The organism is Angustibacter speluncae (assembly GCF_054777815.1).
The window spans coordinates 1-18407 of sequence record NZ_BAAHAF010000149.1; the positions used below are offsets into that span (position 1 = coordinate 1).

14 protein-coding genes and 1 pseudogene are annotated in these 18407 nt (G+C 73.8%); 3 read left to right on the forward strand and 12 right to left on the reverse strand.

Annotated features, from left to right (window positions below; all coding sequences use genetic code 11):
* From ACYVKY_RS16510 to ccmA, 3 genes are all read left to right on the forward strand, one after another.
* The coding region (locus ACYVKY_RS16510; RefSeq protein WP_460436077.1) for a hypothetical protein at positions 1-350 on the forward strand (350 nt) is incomplete at its 5' end.
* Positions 347-1210, forward strand: a complete 864-nt coding sequence (locus ACYVKY_RS16515) for an ABC transporter ATP-binding protein (RefSeq protein WP_460436078.1) — start codon at positions 347-349, stop codon at positions 1208-1210. The genes ACYVKY_RS16510 and ACYVKY_RS16515, both read left to right, overlap by 4 nt.
* Complete coding sequence (gene ccmA, locus ACYVKY_RS16520) at positions 1207-1860, forward strand: ABC transporter ATP-binding protein (protein ID WP_460436079.1); 654 nt, start codon at positions 1207-1209, stop codon at positions 1858-1860. The genes ACYVKY_RS16515 and ccmA overlap by 4 nt, the downstream gene beginning before the upstream one ends.
* Here the strand turns inward: ccmA and ACYVKY_RS16525 are convergent.
* The 12 genes and pseudogenes from ACYVKY_RS16525 to rpsD form a co-directional block, all read right to left on the reverse strand.
* Positions 1857-2639 carry a hypothetical protein gene (locus ACYVKY_RS16525; RefSeq protein ID WP_460436080.1) on the reverse strand — a complete coding sequence of 261 codons (783 nt, stop codon included), beginning with the start codon at positions 2637-2639 and terminating at the stop codon, positions 1857-1859. The genes ccmA and ACYVKY_RS16525 overlap by 4 nt on opposite strands.
* Positions 2636-2800, reverse strand: coding sequence for a YlcI/YnfO family protein (locus ACYVKY_RS16530; protein WP_460436081.1), 165 nt, complete (start codon positions 2798-2800; stop codon positions 2636-2638). The genes ACYVKY_RS16525 and ACYVKY_RS16530 overlap by 4 nt, the downstream gene beginning before the upstream one ends.
* A 120-nt stretch (positions 2801-2920) precedes the next feature.
* Entirely contained in the window at positions 2921-8719 is a 5799-nt protein-coding gene (gene pulA / locus ACYVKY_RS16535; RefSeq protein WP_460436082.1) for a pullulanase-type alpha-1,6-glucosidase, read from the reverse strand.
* A gap of 118 nt (positions 8720-8837) precedes the next feature.
* On the reverse strand, positions 8838-10520 hold the full coding sequence (locus ACYVKY_RS16540) for an ABC-F family ATP-binding cassette domain-containing protein (protein ID WP_460436083.1): 1683 nt from the start codon (positions 10518-10520) through the stop codon (positions 8838-8840).
* 80 nt (positions 10521-10600) lie between these two features.
* Positions 10601-11403: pseudogene (locus tag ACYVKY_RS16545) on the reverse strand (alpha/beta fold hydrolase).
* Positions 11404-11515: 112 nt separating this feature from the next.
* Entirely contained in the window at positions 11516-11950 is a 435-nt protein-coding gene (locus tag ACYVKY_RS16550) for a DUF5709 domain-containing protein (protein ID WP_460436084.1), read from the reverse strand.
* A 44-nt stretch (positions 11951-11994) separates the two neighbouring features.
* Positions 11995-14193, reverse strand: coding sequence for a hypothetical protein (locus ACYVKY_RS16555; RefSeq protein WP_460436085.1), 2199 nt, complete (start codon positions 14191-14193; stop codon positions 11995-11997).
* A gap of 64 nt (positions 14194-14257) precedes the next feature.
* Positions 14258-14836 (reverse strand): GNAT family N-acetyltransferase, encoded by a 579-nt coding sequence (locus ACYVKY_RS16560; protein ID WP_460436086.1) that lies wholly within the window; start codon positions 14834-14836, stop codon positions 14258-14260.
* 112 nt (positions 14837-14948) lie between these two features.
* The gene (truA, locus tag ACYVKY_RS16565) at positions 14949-15836 is read right to left on the reverse strand and encodes a tRNA pseudouridine synthase A (RefSeq protein WP_460436087.1); all 888 of its coding nucleotides are present in this window, start codon (positions 15834-15836) and stop codon (positions 14949-14951) included.
* Positions 15837-15858: 22 nt separating this feature from the next.
* The gene (rplQ, locus tag ACYVKY_RS16570) at positions 15859-16524 is read right to left on the reverse strand and encodes a bL17 family ribosomal protein (RefSeq protein ID WP_460436088.1); all 666 of its coding nucleotides are present in this window, start codon (positions 16522-16524) and stop codon (positions 15859-15861) included.
* Between the two features lie 70 nt (positions 16525-16594).
* Positions 16595-17605, reverse strand: a complete 1011-nt coding sequence (locus tag ACYVKY_RS16575) for a DNA-directed RNA polymerase subunit alpha (protein ID WP_460436089.1) — start codon at positions 17603-17605, stop codon at positions 16595-16597.
* A 145-nt stretch (positions 17606-17750) separates the two neighbouring features.
* Positions 17751-18377 (reverse strand): 30S ribosomal protein S4, encoded by a 627-nt coding sequence (gene rpsD, locus ACYVKY_RS16580; RefSeq protein WP_460436090.1) that lies wholly within the window; start codon positions 18375-18377, stop codon positions 17751-17753.
* Positions 18378-18407 lie beyond the last annotated feature (30 nt).

Consider the following 18407-nt stretch of genomic DNA (forward strand, 5'->3'; position numbering starts at 1 on the left):
CCGCGACCGCCCGCCGCCGCCGGGCGGAGGGCGCCGCGCTGCAGGCGATGGCGGTGCCGGCGCGCACCGTGCGGCGGGTCGGGCGGCTCGAGGACGCCCTCGTCCTGCTGCCGGGCCTGGTCGTCGGCGCGGTGGTGGCGGGGCTGGTCGCCACGACGTCCGGGCCGGTGCTGGCCGAGGTGACGGGTGCGAGCGAGGCCGTCGCCGGCCAGACCACCGCCGACGCGCTGTGGTGGCCCGTCGTGGCCGTCGCCGCGGGCACCGGGGTGCTCATGGCGCTGGTCGCGGTCGCCGTGACCGGTCCGCTGCGACGGCGCGACGTCGAGGGCGCGATGCGGGGCACCGCGTGAGCGCCGGCCACGTCGCCACCGCTGGGGCCGACGTGCGGCTCGAGGGCGTGGTGCACATCTACACCGACGCCTCGGGCGCCGACGTCGTCGCGCTGCGGGGCGTCGACCTCGAGGTGTCGCCGGGCGAGCGGGTCGCGCTCCTCGGACCGTCGGGCGCCGGCAAGTCGACCCTGCTCACCCTGCTCGGCGGCCTGGCACGGGCCAGCGCCGGCCGCGTGCTGCTCGACGGCGACGACCTGCGCACGCTGTCGCCGGGCGCCCTCACCCGGGTGCGGGCGGGCCGGGTCGGCACGGTGCTGCAGGGCGCCGGGCGCAACCTGCTCCCCTTCGCGACGCCGGCGCAGAACGTCGCCTTCGCGCAGCGCGCCGTGCCGCGGCGGCGGCGGCGCACCCTGCCCCGGCCGCTGGAGCTGCTGGAGGCCCTCGACCTCGCCGACCTGGCCCACCGTCCCCTGCGCGGGCTCTCCGGCGGGCAGCTGCAGCGGGTGGCGGTGGCGTCGGCGCTGGCGAACGGCCCGGGGCTGCTGCTCGCCGACGAGCCGACCTCGCAGCTCGACGCCGCCCAGCGCACCCACGTCCTCGACCTCGTCGACGCCGCCTGCGCGCGCTGGGGCACGACCGTGCTGGTGGTGACGCACGACCCCGAGGTCGCCGCGCGGTGGGGCCGCACCGTGACCATCCGCGACGGCCGGGTCGGGGCCGAGGGGCGGCACGGGCGCGACCTCGCGGTGGTCGGCGCCGACGGCTCGGTCCAGCTGCCCGACCGGCTGCGCACGTCGTGGCCGGCGGGCACGCTGGTCGACGTCGAGGAGGTCGGCGACGACCTCGTGCTGCGCCGGCACGAGGAGGGTGCGCCGTGACGTCCCCGCTCGAGCTGGTGGCCACCGGCGTCGTCGTCCGCCGGGCCCGGCGCGACGTGCTCGACCAGGTGTCGGTGCGAGCGTCGGCCGGGCGGATGCTGGCCGCCGTAGGCCCGTCGGGCTCGGGCAAGACCACGCTCCTCGGCGTGCTCTGCGGGCTCGTGCGCCCGGAGGCCGGCGAGGTGCGCGTCGGCACCGACCGGGTCGACGGCTCGACCGCGCAGCGGGCGCGGTTCGGGTTCCTGCTGCAGACGCACGCGCTGCTGCCGGTGCTCACCGCCGCCGAGAACGTCGAGGTCGCGCTGCGGGCCCGCGGGGTGCGTCCCGCCGACGCCGCGGCGGCCGCCCGGGAGGTGCTCGCCGACGTCGGGCTCGACCAGCACGCCGACCGGCTCGTCGAGCAGCTCTCCGGCGGGCAGCAGCAGCGGGTGGCGCTGGCCCGCGCGCTGGCCCCCCGACCGGACGTCGTCCTGGCCGACGAGCCCACGTCCGAGCTCGACTCGGCGACGCGCGACCGGATGGTCGACCTGCTCGAGTCGCACGCGCGGCGCGGCGCCGTCGTGGTGCTCGCCACCCACGACCCGGACGTGGCCGACCGGTGCGAGGACCGGGTCGACCTGCACGACGGACGGGTAGTACCCGCCCCCTAGTCGCCGGCGCCCCGGCTCCCCTGGTGCAGCTCGATCTCGACGCCGTCGGGGTCGGTGACGGTCAGGTGGGGCGCGGTGGCGCAGCGGTCGTCGCGCACGGGGTGGCCGGCCGCCTCGAGCCGGGCACCGAGGTCGTCGAGCGGCTCGGCGGTCCAGCAGCTGAGGCCCACCAGGGCCGCGGGCGACACCGGGTCGTCGGTCGAGCGCGGGCCGGCCGGCGGGTCGCCCTCGTGGGCGTGCAGGCCCACCGAACCACCGTCGCCCTCGGCGTGCAGCGGCCACCAGCCCTCGTGCACCGGGGGCGGACCGGTGAACCCGAGCCGGCGGAAGAACGGTTCCGAGCGGGCGGCGTCGGGCGTCCAGCACACCGCGACCACGTCGACCGGCGAGGGCTGCGGCTCGTGCGCGAGGTACCCGTGCAGGTCGCGCACCGGCTCGTTCAGCCAGACGCCGAGCCCGAACGGGTCGCGGACGGCACCCTGCACGGCGTACGCCTCGTCCCACGCCGCGACCTCGTACCCGTCGGCGCCCAGGCCGGCCGTCGCCGCGCGGGCGTCGTCGACGACGAAGGTGAGCGAGGTGCTCGCGGCCGGCACGCCGGTGACCGCCGTGCGGTCGGCCGCGTGCACGGCCGCGCGCCCGCGGCGACCGCGCAGGATCGCGAAACCGTCACCGACCGTGGTGATCTCGCGGCGCAGCCCGAGCAGGTCGAGGAACCGCACCATCGCCGGCGGGTCGGCGCTGAACCGGTACGGGCAGACGGTGAAGGGGGCGCTCATCGGGTCTCCTCCCGGGCGGGACGGGCCAGGTAGTCGTCGAGCGCCGCCTCCACCAGCGCCGACAGGGACACGCCCTCGTCGATCGCGCGGTGCTTCACCGCCCGCACCAGCTCCGGCGGCAGGTACACGTTGAACTGCGTCTTGGCAGGTCGCTCGGCCACGTGCCGACCGTACCCGCTTCCTAGATTACTAGCAAGCGAGCAAGCCCCACCGCTCCCGGAACGGGTCGGACCGCCGACCCGCGCAGGCGGGTCGACGGTCCGACGGGCGATCGGCAGGCGTCAGGGCTGCAGCAGCACCGCCACCGTCCGACCGGGGACGGTCACCGTGCCGGTGCCGGACGACCAGGTGGTGGTCCTCACCACCGGGTCGGAGCCGTTCGCCTGGACCGGCGACAGCTGCAGCGTCGCGCCGGCGAGGCCCGGCACCTGCTGCGACGTGGCCGTCGGCAGGGTGTTGAACACCACCAGCGCTCCCCGCAGCCGTGGGTCGACGTCCGTGCCGACGGTGTCGTCGACGCGCATGACGACCACGCCGGGCGTGGCGGACGCGGTGCCGCTCAACGGGAACGACACCTTCTGCTGGATCAGGTCGGACTCGCCGAGCCGCAGCAGCGGGGTCTCGGTGCGCAACCGCAGGAGGTCCTGCGCCTGCGCCGAGGCCTGCTGCACCTGCGCCGCGGTCGGCTTCAGCGACGGGTCGGCCAGCAGCGGCTGCTGGTACGACCACTTGTCCTGGTTGTCGGCAGCCGGCGGGAGGCCGTGGCCGAAGCCGTTGTCCTCGCCGGTCCAGTCGAGGGTGTTGAACCAGTCGCCGGAGTCGTAGCTGTTGCGGTCCAACGACTTGCTGCGCAGCAGGTCGGCACCCGCGTGCCAGAACGACGGCGTCTGCGACAGCGCCGTGGTGGCCAGCGACAGGGTGTTCATCCGGATCCGCTCGTCCATCGGCGTGCTCTGCGGGAGCTTGTAGGTCAGTGCGTCCCAGAGCGTCTCGTTGTCGTGGGCGTCGACGTAGGTGACCACCTCGACCGGTTCGTCGGCGTAGCCGGCGGGCGAGCCGTTGTAGTCGACCTGGTCGCCGCGCACGAGCACGCCCGCGGTGCTGGTGAACTCGTACGACCGCAGGTTGCCGACCAGGCCGAGCTGCACCAGGTCGGTGGCGTTCGCCTTGCGCGCGGCGTCGGTCTCGGCCGGGTTCGCACCGGCGTCGCCGTTCGGGTCGCCGAACAGGCCGGACCCGAAGCCCTGGACGCGCGGGTTCTCGTCGAACGGCCCACCGCCGCGGACGGCGTCGCGCAGCCGGTCGGAGAACGTCCCGATGCCGGTGCCCCCGAGCTGGCCCTGCGTCGCCTGCTCGAACCGCGCGTTGTTCGCCACCTCGCCGAAGTTCCAGCCCTCGCCGTAGAGGTAGATCGACTTCCCGTCGACGCCGTCCTTCGCGAGCGTCAGCCGGTCGAGCGCGGCGCGCACGTCGAGCATGTTCTGCTTCGAGTGGTGGCCCATCAGGTCGTACCGGAAGCCGTCGACCTTGTACTGCTTGGCCCACAGCACGGTCGCGTCCACCATCGCCTTGCCCGCCATCGCGTGCTCGGTGGCGATGTTCTGGCAGCAGGTGGAGGTCTCGACCGCACCGGTGGTCGCGTTCAGCCGGTGGTAGTAGCCCGGCACGACCTTGTCCAGCACCGAGGTCTGCGCCTGGCCGGAGCTCGAGGTGTGGTTGTACACCTGGTCGAGCACGACCCGCAGCCCGTCGGCGTGCAGCGCACCGACCATCGTGCGGAACTCCTGCACCCGCGAACCGCCCTGCGGCGCAGTCGCGTACGAGCCCTCCGGCGCCATCCAGTGGTACGGGTCGTAGCCCCAGTTGAAGCCGTCGCGCGCCGCGACCGCGGTCACGCAGGCCTGCTGCTGGTCCGAGTCCGGCGGGAGCGAGGCCAGGTCGCACGCCGGCACGGCCTGGGCCGCCCGGTCCTCCTCGATCGAGGTGATGTCGAAGGTCGGCAGCAGGTGCACGGTGTTCAGGCCGGCGTCGGCTAGCTCGCGCAGGTGCGCGCGCCCGTCACCCTCGTCGGCGAAGGCGAGGTAGGTGCCGCGGTGCGCCGCGGGCACGGTGTCGTCCCCGATCGAGAAGTCGCGCACGTGCAGCTCGTAGATGGACGAGTCGACGGCGCGCTCCAGCTCGGGCGACGGCGTGGTGCGCCACTGCTGCGGCGCGAGCGCCGGGTCGGCCAGGTCGACCGCGATCGACCGCGTCGAGTTCAGCGTGAGCGCCACCGAGTAGGGGTCGGTCACCCGGTTGACCTCGACCTTCCCGGTGGTCGGCGCGTACACCGTGACCTCGTAGAGGTACTGGGCGTTCTTCCACAGCGGCAGCCCCTGCACCGACCAGATGCCGTGCCGGTCGCGGGTGGTCTGCACCCGGCGCGGCTCGGCGTCACCGGAACCAGGGCTGCCGTGCTGCCACACCAGCAGGTCGACGTCCTTGGCCGTCGGCGCCCAGAGCGCGTAGGTCGGGACGTTCTTCTTCCAGGTCAGGCCGAGCGGACGCGTCGCCGCCCCGGGGTACAGGTCGTCGAGCACCCCCGGCACCTGCACCGACGTGGCGTCGCGCAGCGTGCCGCTGCTGTCGTACTGCGCCACCGCGACCTGGCCCGTGAGGATCTCGCCCGCCTCGCGCGCCGTGCGGCGGTCGAGCCGCAGCGCGAGGTACCCGGTGAGGTGCGGGAACCGCTCGGTCACCTCGGCCGGCAGACCGGCCGGGTCGTACGTCAGCGGCGCGCTCGTGCCGCCGGTGACGGTCTCGGCGTCGAGCCCGAGCCCGCCCTCCGGAGCGTGGTGCAGGCGCCAGCGCAGCGTCTGCGGCGACAGGCCCGGCGGCACGGCGTCGGCCGGCCACGCCACCAGGTCCGTGGTCACCCAGTGCGCCTTGGCCTGCGACAGGTCCGGCTGGACCCCCGGTGCCGCCGACGTCACCGTCAGGACGTGGGTGGCGACGTCGTAGGAGAACCGCACGACCGTCCCGGCGGCGACGGAGAACCCGATGTTGGCGCCGCCCGCGGCACCGCCCGCGCCGTAGTTCTCGTCCCACGCCAGGCCGTGGGCCACCTTGACCTCGTAGCTCCCCGCCGGGAGCTCCGCCGTCGCGTAGGTCGCGGTGCCGTCGCCCTCGGGGTCGATCAGCCAGCCGCGCATGCAGTCCGGCGCCCAGTCCGACGAGCAGCCGAGCTCGGACTGGAAGCTGCCGGCGAGCGTCATGATCGGGCCCTGCGCGTCGGAGGTGACGAAGTGCCGGGCGTGCTCGTAGTAGAAGCTCACCGGACCCGCGGGAGCGGTGTAGCCGATGTTGCCGCCGTTCGGCGCGCCGCCGGCTCCGTAGTTCTCGTCCCAGCTGTTGTCGATCGCCGCCTTGTAGGCGTACGGGGCCGCAGGCAGCTCGTAGGTGCCCTTCCAGATCTCGTCGTCCGCGTCGAGACCCAGCTGCGCCTGCGCGCAGTCCGGCTGCCAGTCGCCGCCGCAGCCCATCTCGGAGTTGTGGTCACCGGGGACCGACACCGCGTCGGGCTGGGTCACCGGGCCGACGCCGCCACCGCCGTCGTCGCCGCCTCCGGTCGCGGGGTCGCCGACCACGCCGTACCCGCTGCTCGCCGACAGCCGTCCCTTGGAGTCCTCGAGCACCGCGCGGTACTCGAGCAGGGTGCCCTTCGGGAACGCGTCGGTGTCGCGCACGTCGTGGAACACGCGGTAGGGCGCGTTGTCGTCGGTGCCGAGGTAGGTCCAGTCCTGCGTGCCCACAGGGCGGTAGCCGAACGAGACCTGCGCGTACGCGTTCGCGGGCACCGCGGCAGCGATCTCGGCGCGACCGCCGACGACGGCACCCGCGGACGGCGAGGTCAGGAACACCGCCGGCGCCTGCTGGCCGGCGTGCACCGGCTTGGTGGCCTTGAAGACCTGCACCGACAGCGGCGGCACCGAGACGGTGACGCGTCCCTCGCGGTCGGTGGTGAGCCGCGAAGACGTGCCGTACACCGGCGCGAAGGCGCCGTTGCGCGAGTACGTGGCCAGCGTCGCCGACCTCGCCTGCGTCGCGTTGTTCGCGACGACCAGGTACTCGACCGGACGCTTGTCGCGCGAGATGCGGCTGAAGGCGTAGATGCCGGCCTCGGACGAGGCGTACCGGTGCACCTGGGCGCCGTCGGCCAGGGCGGGGTGCTGGTCACGCAGCGCGGCCAGCTGCGAGATCGCCTGGAACAGCGTGTGGTTCGTGTCGTAGCGGTCGCGTGACCCGCTCGCACCGGCGATCACCGGGTTGTCGTTGTACTCCGTCACCTGGCTCGCGAACAGCGACTCGCGGGCGTCCTTGTCGCCGCCGTCGCCGATCAGGCCCTGCTCGTCGCCGTAGTAGACGACCGGCTGGCCGCGGGTGAGGTACATGAGCTCGTGCGCCAGCAGGTCGCGGTCGAGCAGGTCGGCGCCGGTGGCGCCACCGTCGGCGAGGAACTTGCCGATGCGGCCCATGTCGTGGTTCCCGAGGAACGTGGGCAGCTGGTAGGCGTTCGAGTCCGTGTCGGTGTACCAGTCGTCGCCCGCGTACAGGTCGCGCAGGCCGGTCGTCGCGCCACCCTTGGCGAACTCGGTCGCCTTCGCCTGGAAGGCGAAGTCGAGGGTCGCGGGCAGGGTGCCCTCGGTGGTGTACCGGCTCATGAACTCCGGGTTCGCCTCGAACACCTCGCCGAACATGAAGAAGTCGTCGTTGCCGGCAGCGTGCGCGGCGTCCATGACGGTCGGGGAGAACTGCTTCCAGAACTCCATGTCGACGTGCTTGACGGTGTCGATGCGGAAGCCGTCGATGCCGAACTCGGCCCAGGTGGAGTAGACCTCGCCCATCGACTCGACCACCTGCGGGTGCTCGGTGAACAGGTCGTCCAGGCCGATGAAGTCGCCGTACTCGCTCGACTCGCCGGCGAAGGTCGAGTCACCGCGGTTGTGGTAGAGCGTCGGGTCGTTCAGCTCGGCCGGCACCTTGACGGTGCGGTCCGCCTCGGAGCGGAAGACCGGGGTGTAGGGGAAGGACGTCGCGGCGTCGAGCTCGGGGAAGGTGCCGGTGCCCGCGTAGTCGCGGTCGTCGAACTCCTCGCCGGCTGCGTCGCGGTAGGGCGCGGTCGCCTTGTCGACGTAGGTGTACTGGCCCTCCTCGTAGTCGATGACGTCCGCGGTGTGGTTGGTGATGATGTCGAAGAACACCTTCATGCCGCGGGCGTGCGCCGCGTCGACCAGCTGCTCCATCTCCTCGTTGGTGCCGAGGTGCGGGTCGATCTGGGTGAAGTCGGTGATCCAGTAGCCGTGGTAGCCGGCGCTCGCCTGCGCGCCGGCGCCCTGCACGGGACGGTTCTTGAACGACGGCGTGAGCCAGATCGCCGTGGTGCCGAGCGACTCGATGTAGTCGAGCCGGTCGATCACGCCGGCCAGGTCGCCACCGTGGTAGAAGCCCTTGTCGGTGGGGTCGAGCCCGGTGACCATCCGGTCGCCGACGAGCCCGCCGGTGTCGTTCGTGGTGTCGCCGTTGGCGAACCGGTCGGCCATCAGGAAGTAGAAGCGCTCGTCGGTGAGCGGCTCGCGCAGCGAGTCCCGGGCCAGGTCGCGGTCGGCGGGCTCGTCCGGCCCGGACAGCTCGGTCGGCCGGATGCCGAGGCGGTGGGTGCCGTGGTCGTAGGTGAGCTCGAGGGTGGCCGGACCCCGCAGCACCAGCGGGATGTTCGGCCCGTCCTCGACGCCACCGGCGCCGTAGTTCTCGTCCCAGCCGCCGCCGATGGCCACCTTGAGGTCGTACGACCCGGCGGGGACGTCGAACGTGCGGGCGAACACGCCCGGCTGCCCGTCGACGGGGGCCAGCGCGGTGGCCTCGCAGCCGGGGTCCCAGTCGCCGGCGCAACCGAGCTCGGACTGCACCGAGCCGGCGAGCACCACCCGGGTGGGCACCGGGGTGTGGTCCGCGCTGGCCGCGGGGGGCAGGGCCGCGAGCAGGCCGGCCGCCAGGGCCGGGGCGAGGAGCGCGGTCAGGCGCAGGCGGGCAGGACGAGCCATGGTGCACTCCAGGTGGACGCCGGTGTCCGGGTGTTTCCGGGGATGCGGAGAACGTACGCCGCGGGTCCCGCAAAGGGAAGACTCTGCTTGCAAGAACTTGCAGCACCCGCTCGCGAGGTCAGCGCGCCCGCGCGACCCGCCCCTCGTCCCACACCGGCTCCGCCGACTCCTCGACCCGCCCGTCGGCGCGGAAGACGAGGAACCGGTCGAACCCGCGCGCGAACCAGCGGTCGTGCGTCACCGCCACCACGGTGCCCTCGAACGCGTCCAGCGCCTGCTCGAGCGCCTCGGCCGAGTCGAGGTCGAGGTTGTCGGTCGGCTCGTCGAGCAGGAGCAGCGTCGCGCCGCTCAGCTCGAGCAGCAGGATCTGCAGCCGCGCCTGCTGGCCGCCGGAGAGGCTGTCGAACGCCTGCTCCGCGGCGCCGGCCAACCCGTACCGGTCCAGCGCCCGGCTCGCCGGCTCGCGACCCATGCCGTCGCGGTGCTCGTCGCCGCGGTGCAGCACGTCGAGCAGCGTCCGGCCCTGCAGGTCCGGCCGGGTGTGGGTCTGGGCGAACCACCCCGGCCGCACCCGCGCACCGAGCCGGACGGCACCGGTGTGGCTCACCGGCGCGACGACCACGTCGCCGACGGGACGGTGCTCCGGATCCGGGTCGGAACCGCCCGCCGCGAGCAGCCGCAGGAAGTGCGACTTGCCCGACCCGTTCGACCCCAGGACGGCGACCCGGTCGCCGAACCAGATCTCGGCGTCGAAGGGGTGCATCAGCCCGGTCAGCTCGAGCCCCTCGGCCACGACGGCGCGCTTGCCGGTGCGCCCGCCCCGCAGGCGCATCGTGACCTTCTGCTCGACCGGACGCGCCTCGGGCGGTCCGGCGTCCTCGAACCGGCGCAGCCGCGTCTGGGCCGCGCGGTACTGCGAGGCGAGGTCGTCGTTGTAGGCGGCCTTCTGCTTGTACCGCAGCACCAGCGCCTTGAGCTTGGCGTGCTCCTCGTCCCAGCGGCGGCGCAGCTCGTCGAGCCGGGCGTTGCGCGCCTCGCGCGCCTCGTGCCAGGTGCCGAACGGGCCGGGGTGCACCCACACCGTCGAGCCCGCGGCGCCCGGCTCCAGCGTCGCCACGCGGGTGGCGACGCGGCCGAGCAGCTCGCGGTCGTGGCTGACCAGCAGCACGGTCTTCGGGCTCTCGACCAGGCGCTGCTCGAGCCACTGCTTGCCGGGCACGTCGAGGTAGTTGTCGGGCTCGTCGAGCAGCAGCACCTCGTCCGGGCCGCGCAGCAGCGCCTCGAGCACCAGCCGCTTCTGCTCGCCGCCGGACAGCGTGCGCACCTCGCGCCAGCGCGCCCGCTCCCACGGGACGCCGAGCGCCGCGACCGTGACGGTGTCCCAGAGCGTCTCGGCCTCGTACCCGCCGGCGTCGGCGTAGTCGGCGAGCGCGTGGGCGTAGGCCATCTGCAGCGGCTCGGTGTCGTCGTCCATCAGCGCGAGCTCGGCGGCGTCGACCGCCGCGACGGCAGCGCGCAGCGGCGCCGGCGCGACGCCGACGAGCAGGTCGCGCACGGAGGTGTCGTCGCGCACGGAGCCGACGAACTGCCGCATCACGCCGAGGCCGCCGCTGCGGGTGACGGCACCCCCGTCCGGCACCAGGTCGCCGGCGACGATCCGCAGCAGCGTGGTCTTGCCTGCCCCGTTCGGGCCGACCAGGGCGGTGCGCGAGCCGTCGCCGACGCGCAGCGAGACCTCGTCCAGCAGCGGCCGCCCGTCGGGCAGCGAGAACGAGACCGCGTTGACGTCGACGTGGCCCATGCGTCGAGGATCCCGCAGACGCGTCCGCCCGCCCACCGGTTTCCGGGGGCGGCCGGGTGGCGCAGGGTGGCCGGTCGCGGTCAGTCGCGGTCGAGGAACGCCAGCACGTTCGCGCCGAACAGCGGCGAGGTGGTGATGTCGTAGTGCGTCGTGCCCGGGACGATCGCGAGCGCGTGCCCGCCTGCTGGACGGCCCGAGCCGTCCCAGCCGCCGTCGCGCAGCCCGCCGTCGAGAAGCGCGAACACCTCGACGAAGTGCCGCGGCGGCGCCATGTCGGCGTCGGCCGCCATCACCAGGGTGGGCACCTGGAGCCCGCGGACGTCCTCGGTCGCGTCGAGCGGCTCGGCCATGAACGCGCCGATCTTGTCGAGCAGACGGGGGAAGTCCTCGGGCCGCGGGTTGACCCGCTGGTGCAGCTCGTACATCGGGTCTGCTTCATGAACTCCGCTGCGGCAGCGTTCACCTGCCCCTGCTGCTCCCTGATCGCGGGGTCGATCGCGTCGTGGGTGAGGTTCACCGAGCACATGACCAGGCGACGCACCACCTGCGGGTGGCGCACGGCGACCTGCAGGGCGACACCGCCGCCGAGCGAGTAGCCGACCACGTCGACCTGGCCGAGACCGAGGTGCTCGACGAGCGCCGCGACGTCGTCGGCCATCGTCTGCGTCGAGAGGGGGCGGTCGACGTCGGCCGTGCGACCGTGGCCCTGGAGGTCGACGAGCACCACCTGGTGCCGCTCGGTGAGCGCGGGCAGCAGGTGGTCGAACCCCTCGCCGCTCATCAGCCCGCCGTGCAGCAGCACCAGCGGCACACCCTCGCCGTGCACCTCGTGGTAGAGGCTGATGCCGTTGACGTCCGCGTAGGCGCCGTTGCGCTCGCTCATCGTCCCGCTCCTCGATCTCGTGGTCCGTCAGCCCGTTCCGGGCTCCACGCCAGAACAGACCGCACCCCGGCCGCGAACTCGTCGGCCGGGGTGCGGGTGGGGCGGTGCCAGGTCAGAGGCGGTCCTCGTCGACGACGTGCACCGCCGCCTCCTCGGCGCTGGCGGCACCGCCGTCGATGCCGACGTCGGTGGCGACGGAGTCCTTCTCGGCGTCCTCGTGGGCGCCCTCGTCCGGGGCGACGAGCCGGCCCGCGCGCACGTCGCCGACCTGGTCGTCGACGACCTCGCCGTCGGTGTCGCTGGTGTCGCCGATGCCGTCGTCGTCGGGGTCCCGCCGGTCCCAGACCTCGGGCTCCTCCTCGGCCAGCCGCTCCTCGAGCGTCTCGCCCTCCTCGCTGTTGCGGGGCTTCTCCGGGGGCGAGTAGCTGGTGTCCATGATGTCGTCCTGGTCGGGCCCGTCCAGGGTGTTGTCGAAGTCCGGGATCGACTCGCCGGGCTGGTCGGGGTCGCCCTCGGGCTGGTACACGTCGTCGGAGATCTCGCTCATCCCCCGACCGTGCCACGGGACGCCCACCCCCGCGACCGCGGGCGTCAGTAGAAGGTGCCCACCACGTCGACGACGACGTGCACCGACGTCGAGCGATTGGTCACCGTGAAGTCCATCCCGCTCATCGACGTCGCCGTCGACGCCGCGACCGGCACCACCTCGTTCGGTGCGAACGTCAGCGCGGACGTCACCGGTTGGTCGCCCGCCCACCACGGCGAGCCGGACGACGCCTGGAGGTACCCGTTCGACGTCGCCCCCACGGCCGTGAGGTTCACCAGCGCCGTCACGGCCGGGCCGGCTGCACGCAGCGGAACCACCGCGTCGGAACGGTCGCGCAGCGCGCCGCCCCCGGCGGTCCTGGTGTCGAGCAGACGGTGCTGGGTCGCCGGCCGGAACCGCTGCCCGTCCGCAGACGACCCGTAGAAGCCGACGACGTCGACCACGACGTGCGCCGAGCCGCCCGCGGTCCGGACGGACACCCACGACGTGCCGGACGCATCTCGGCGCACCGGCACGATCGCTCGCGCCGAGACGGTTTGCCCCGGGGCGAAGTTGAGGTTCGACACCGTCGGGGCGGGGCCGTCACCCGACCACACCGTCGCGAACCCCGCCCCCGTCGGCGCGACCACCGTGAGGACCACCTCGGCAGCGGCGTACGTGGGCCACCCGGGCGCCGTCAGGGCGACCGGGACGGTCGACGGTGCTGGCGCGCCGGTGGTCCGGCTGTCGTAGGCCCGTGACGGTGGCTGGCGCAGGTACCCACCACCCGCGGGGCCAGTCACGGTCGAGTAGTAGCCCTGCACGTCCACCACGAGGTCGACGGTGCCGACCGCGTTGCGCAGGTCGACGAGTCCGCCCGCGCCGACCGCGACCACCACCTGGTTCGCACGGGTGTGGCCCGGCTCGACGTTGAGCTGCGACGTCGCCGGGACGGCCTCTCCCCCGGGGTAGGCGGTGACCCAGGTGCCGGCCGTCGAGGACACCCCCGTGACGTTCAGCACGACGGCAGACACCCCGCTCGCCGGCACACCGGCACGACCGGTGACGGGGACGGAGAGCACCTCGCCCGGCCCCAGGCGGGCCCGCGGCGAGGACGTCCGGGTGTCCGCGAGCCGCGCTGGTGGCACCGCGGTGAAGAGGCCCTCGTTGCCCGAGGGCACGGGCAGCGGCCCGGTCACGACGACCGATGACGGCTCGGACACGGTGTCGCGGACGACCGCGCGCGTCCGGTACGCACACGTCGTCGGATAGGTCAGGGTCTCGTCGAGGAAGTCCCGGCCCGACGCCTGCAACACCTCCCACGGGCCTGCGGCGCAGGATCGCTCGACGCGCAGCAGGTACGCGCCGGTCTCCTGGACGTGGACGAGGCCGCGTGCGGCCCGGACGAGCGCCGCGGGCGCGGACGGAGGGGGGAGCACCTCGACGCGCAGGATCTGCTGGTGCGTCCCGACACCCGTCCCGTCGGGGGTTGCGAGCACCACTCGCACGTCGAGGGGGGTCGGGGCGCCGAGGGTCAGACCGACCGTGCAGGTCGCACCCGGCGCCAGCGTGGTCCCTGCGCACCCGTCGGACCGGATCGCGGAGGTACCGAGCCCGCCGGGCACCAGCTCCTGCAGCGTCGACGCCCCCAGGACCTGCGGACCGGAACCCTCGTTGCGCAGCATCACCGTCGCCGTCACGTCCTCGCCGACCAGCGCAACCGGCTGCGCCGGGGTGGTCGACGAGGTCGCCACGAACGGCACGGCGCTGTTCCAGCGGACCACGCCGTCGGCCGTGCGCGCGTTGGTGCAGGTGGCGGTGTAGTCCACCGCGAGCGAGGTGATCGCCCCGTCCGGCGCCCGGAGCACCTCGAGCACCGTCGCGGTCCCCTGCGGCAGGCTGCAGCGGGTCGCGTTGAGGATCATCTGGGCGGTGCCCGGCGGCGGCGTCAGCCCTCCGTACGTGCCGTAGGAACGTCCGGCTGCCAGCTCGTCTCCGGCGGGGGGCACCAGACGGAACGTCGCGTACGGGTTGGACGACTGCAGAAGCACCCCGCCGCCCGCCAGCGACGTGAAGCGCACCGTGTCACGTGCCACCGCCTGGGACCGCAGGGTCGGTTCCCAGTTCGTGGCCGAGTACCGCTGGAAGACGACAGTCGTCGTCGCCGCGGAGGCGGGCGCGGTCGCCGCCAGCCCGGAGAGCAACAACGCCGCCAGCGCCACCGCGGTCGTCGTCAGCCGCCGCCACCCTCGTCCCCCGGTCACTCGCGCAGCGTAGGGACACCGATCGCGTTGTGTCCGGCGATTCCGGCGAGACGGACGATCCGGCTCAGGACGAGCGGCCGAGCAGCTCCTCCAGCTGCGCCAGGTCGGGGTCGCGCAGCCCGGCCGCGTCGTGCCGCCACCACACGTCCGGGTACACGAGACGGCCGGTCATCCAGTCCTCCCAGGCGTCCAGCAGCGCGACCTGGAAGGCACGGTCGGGCGTCCGGACGCTCGCCGGCGCGAAGCCGCGCGCGCTCGCCTGCTCGAACCCGCGCGGCCCGTAGTAGCGGGGGCTGCCCTCGAGGAACACGGCGGCGGCCCCCAGCTCGCGCGCCCGGGCGAGCGCGGCGGCGACGAGCGCGGTGCCGACGCCGCCGCCCTGGTGCGCGGGCAGCGTCGACAGCGGGCTCAGCACCAGCACGTCGACGAGCGCCCGCCGGGCGTCGACCCACCCGGGGCTGAGGCCCACGTGCCCCACCACCACGCCGTCGTGCTCGGCGACCAGGGACGCGCGGACCAGGTCCTCCTCGTCCAGGGCGGCCCAGATCCGCGCGACGTCGTCGCCCTCGGCCCCGAACGCCTCGCGGAGCAGGTCGAGCACGTCGGGCAGGTCCTCGGGACGCGCGTCCCTCACGTCGGTCACGCCCGGCACGCTGCCGCAGCGGGCGGGACCACGTCCACCCGGTTCGGCGCGCACCCGCTCGCGACGTCGCGCACGTCGTGGCGTGCGCGAGGTGACGACCAGGTGCGCGACGTCAGAGCGTCTCGCGCACGGCCCGGGTCGTGCGCGCCCGCTCGGCGAGCTCGGCGTCCGGCGGGTACACGACCTCCTCGAGGGACAGGCCGTGCGCGGGCATCACCACGACCGCGGGGTCGCGCCGGCGCGCAGCGAGCACCTCGGACGGCCACTCGACGCCGCGGTGCCCCTCCCCCACCGGCACCACCGCACCGACGAGGAACCGCACCATCGAGTGGCAGAACGCGTCGGCGGCGACCTCCGCCTCCAGGACGCCGTCGACGGTCCGCTCCCAGCGGTACCGCAGCAGGGTGCGCACGGTGGTGCGGCCGTCGCGGGCCTTGCAGAACGCGGCGAAGTCGCGCAGCCCCTCCAGCCGGCGGGCGGCGGCGTCCATGGCGGCGACGTCGAGCGGGTCGCGCAGCACGACGGTGTCGCGGCGGCGCAGCGGGTCGGCGTCGCCGGGACGGTCGTGCAGCCGGTAGCGGTAGCGACGGGCGAGCGCGGAGAACCGGGCGTCGAACCCCGCCGGCGCCACGGCGACCCGGCGCACCCGCACGTCAGCCGGCAGCACGCCGTTCAACCGGGTGACGGCGGCGTCCTCGGGACGCCGGTCCGAGCGGCCGGGGACGGCCTCCCACCCGGCCGGGTCGACGTCGAGGTGGCACACCGCGCCCCGCGCGTGCACCCCGGCGTCGGTGCGCCCGGCGACGGTGAGCGAGACCGACGGCACGCGGAGCACGGTCGCCAGCGCCGACCCCAGCACGTCCTCGACGGTGCGCCGCCCCGGCTGGGCGGCCCACCCGGAGAAGTCGGTGCCGTCGTAGGCGAGGTCGACCCGCAGCCGCAGGGACGGCACGAGCCCGGCACCCCCCTCGGGGGCGCCGGGCTCGTGGACGTCGCTCACGTCGGTGCCGACGTGGTGGTGCTCAGGCCTTGCTGTCGGACTCGTCGATCGCCTCGGTGGCCTCGTCCTCGGCGGCGTCGGCCGCAGCGGCGGCGTCGGCGGCGTCGTCGCTGCCCGGGGCCGCGTCCTGCGCGTCCTCGGCGTGGCCCTCGGCCTCGGCGGCGGCGTCGACGGTGCCCTCGACGTCACCCTCCTCGTGCGCCTCCTCGGCGGCGGCCTCCGCGGCCTCGGCCTCGGCGGCGGCCTTCGCGGCCTTGGTCGAGCCCTTCGAGTCCTTGGCGGCGCGCTTGGTGGCGGCCTCCGCCTCGGCCACGGTGGCCTTCTTCGCGACCGGCTCGAGCACCAGCTCGATGACCGCCATGGGGGCGTTGTCGCCCTTGCGCGGGCCGATCTTGGTGATGCGGGTGTAGCCGCCCTGGCGCTCGGCCATGGCCGGCGCGATCTCGGTGAACAGGAAGTGCACGACGGACTTGTCGCGCACGACCGTCATCACCCGGCGGCGCGAGGCGAGGTCGCCCCGCTTGGCGAAGGTGATCAGGCGCTCGGCGAGCGGACGCAGCCGCTTGGCCTTGGCCTCGGTGGTGGTGATCGAGCGGTGGTCGAACAGCTGGGTGGCGAGGTTCGCCAGCATCAGCCGCTCGTGCGCCGGACCGCCGCCGAGCCGCGGACCCTTGGTGGGGGTAGGCATGGTTCTTCGTCTCCTCGGTGTGGGCCGCCGCTCTCACGCGCACGACCCGGGGGTCAACGGACCGGACGGGTCAGTACTGCTCGTCCTCGACGTAGGTCGTGTCGTCGTCGTAGCTGTCGACGACCGCGCTCGGGTCGAACCCGGGCGGGCTGTCCTTGAGCGCCAGGCCCATGCCGACCAGCTTGGCCTTGACCTCGTCGATCGACTTCGCACCGAAGTTGCGGATGTCGAGCAGGTCGGCCTCGCTGCGGGCGACGAGCTCGCCCACGGTGTGGATGCCCTCGCGCTTGAGGCAGTTGTACGAGCGGACCGTCAGGTCGAGCTCCTCGATCGGCAGCGCCAGGTCGGCGGCCAGGGCGGCGTCGGTCGGCGAGGGGCCCATGTCGATGCCCTCGGCCTCGACGTTGAGCTCGCGGGCCAGGCCGAACAGCTCCACCAGCGTCTTGCCGGCCGAGGCCATGGCGTCGCGCGGCTGGGTGGACGGCTTGGTCTCGACGTCGACCACGAGGCGGTCGAAGTCGGTGCGCTGCTCGACGCGGGTCGCCTCGACCTTGTACGTCACCTTCAGCACGGGCGAGTAGATCGAGTCGACCGGGATGCGGCCGATCTCGGCGTCGCCCGACTTGTTCTGGACGGCGGAGACGTAGCCGCGACCGCGCTCGACGGTCAGCTCCATCTCGAGCTTGCCCTTGCCGTTCAGGGTGGCCAGGTGCAGGTCGGGGTTGTGCACCTCGACGCCGGCCGGCGGGGCGATGTCGGCGGCGGTGACCGCGCCGGGGCCCTGCTTGCGCAGGTACATCACCACGGGCTCGTCGTGCTCGGACGAGACGACCAGGGTCTTGAGGTTGAGGATGATCTCGGTGACGTCCTCCTTGACCCCGGACAGGGTGGAGAACTCGTGCAGCACCCCGTCGATGCGGATGCTCGTGACCGAGGCACCCGGGATGGACGACAGGAGCGTGCGGCGCAGGGAGTTGCCGAGGGTGTAGCCGAAGCCCGGCTCGAGCGGCTCGATGACGAACCGGGAGCGGTGCTCGGAGAGGGTCTCCTCGGACAGGGTGGGGCGCTGGGCGATCAGCACTGTGCTTCGTTCCTTCCTTCGCAGGGCCCGCTATATGACCCTGGCGCTGCCCCTTGCGGGGCGACCGGTGCGGCATCGGTCCGCCGCACCGGTACGGGCACCGGCGCCGTCCGCGGGGGACGGCGCCGGGCACCGGACGATCAGCTCACTTGGAGTAGAGCTCGACGATCAGCTGCTCCTGGACCGCGGTGTCGATGACCTCGCGGGCGGGCAGGGCGTGCACGAGGACGCGCATCTTGTCGGACTGCACCTCGAGCCACGCCGGCACCGGACGCTCGCCGGCCTCGGCGCGGGCGATGACGAACGGCGTCATCTCCCAGGACTTCTCCCGGACGGTGACGATGTCGTTCTCGCTCACCCGGAAGCTGGGGATGTCGACCTTGTGGCCGTTCACCAGGATGTGGCCGTGGCGCACCAGCTGGCGGGCCATGTCGCGGGACTTGGCCATGCCCGAGCGGTAGACCACGTTGTCGAGGCGGGACTCCAGGATGCGCAGCAGGTTCTCACCCGTCTTGCCCTGACGCCGGTTCGCCTCCTCGTAGTAGCCGCGGAACTGCTTCTCGAGGACGCCGTAGATGCGCGCGCACTTCTGCTTCTCGCGCATCTGCAGCAGGTACTCGGACTCCTTGGTGCGCGCGCGGCCGTGCTCACCCGGGGGGTACGGACGCAGCTCGATCGGGCACTTCGGCCCGTCGCACTTGGAGCCCTTGAGGTAGAGCTTCACCTTCTCGCGGCGGCAGCGCTTGCAGTCAGCGCCGGTGTATCGCGCCATGGTCGATCAGTCTCCTTCTTCTGCTCGGCC

Bases quoted from the DNA above. Each gene is read 5' to 3' on its own strand.
- ACYVKY_RS16525 (WP_460436080.1), bottom strand. From the start codon at position 2,639: ATGAGCGCCCCCTTCACCGTCTGCCCGTACCGGTTCAGCGCCGACCCG.
- ACYVKY_RS16540 (WP_460436083.1), bottom strand. From the start codon at position 10,520: ATGGGCCACGTCGACGTCAACGCGGTCTCGTTCTCGCTGCCCGACGGG.
- rpsD (WP_460436090.1), bottom strand. From the start codon at position 18,377: ATGGCGCGATACACCGGCGCTGACTGCAAGCGCTGCCGCCGCGAGAAG.
- rplQ (WP_460436088.1), bottom strand. From the start codon at position 16,524: ATGCCTACCCCCACCAAGGGTCCGCGGCTCGGCGGCGGTCCGGCGCAC.
- pulA (WP_460436082.1), bottom strand. From the start codon at position 8,719: ATGGCTCGTCCTGCCCGCCTGCGCCTGACCGCGCTCCTCGCCCCGGCC.
- ACYVKY_RS16550 (WP_460436084.1), bottom strand. From the start codon at position 11,950: ATGAGCGAGATCTCCGACGACGTGTACCAGCCCGAGGGCGACCCCGAC.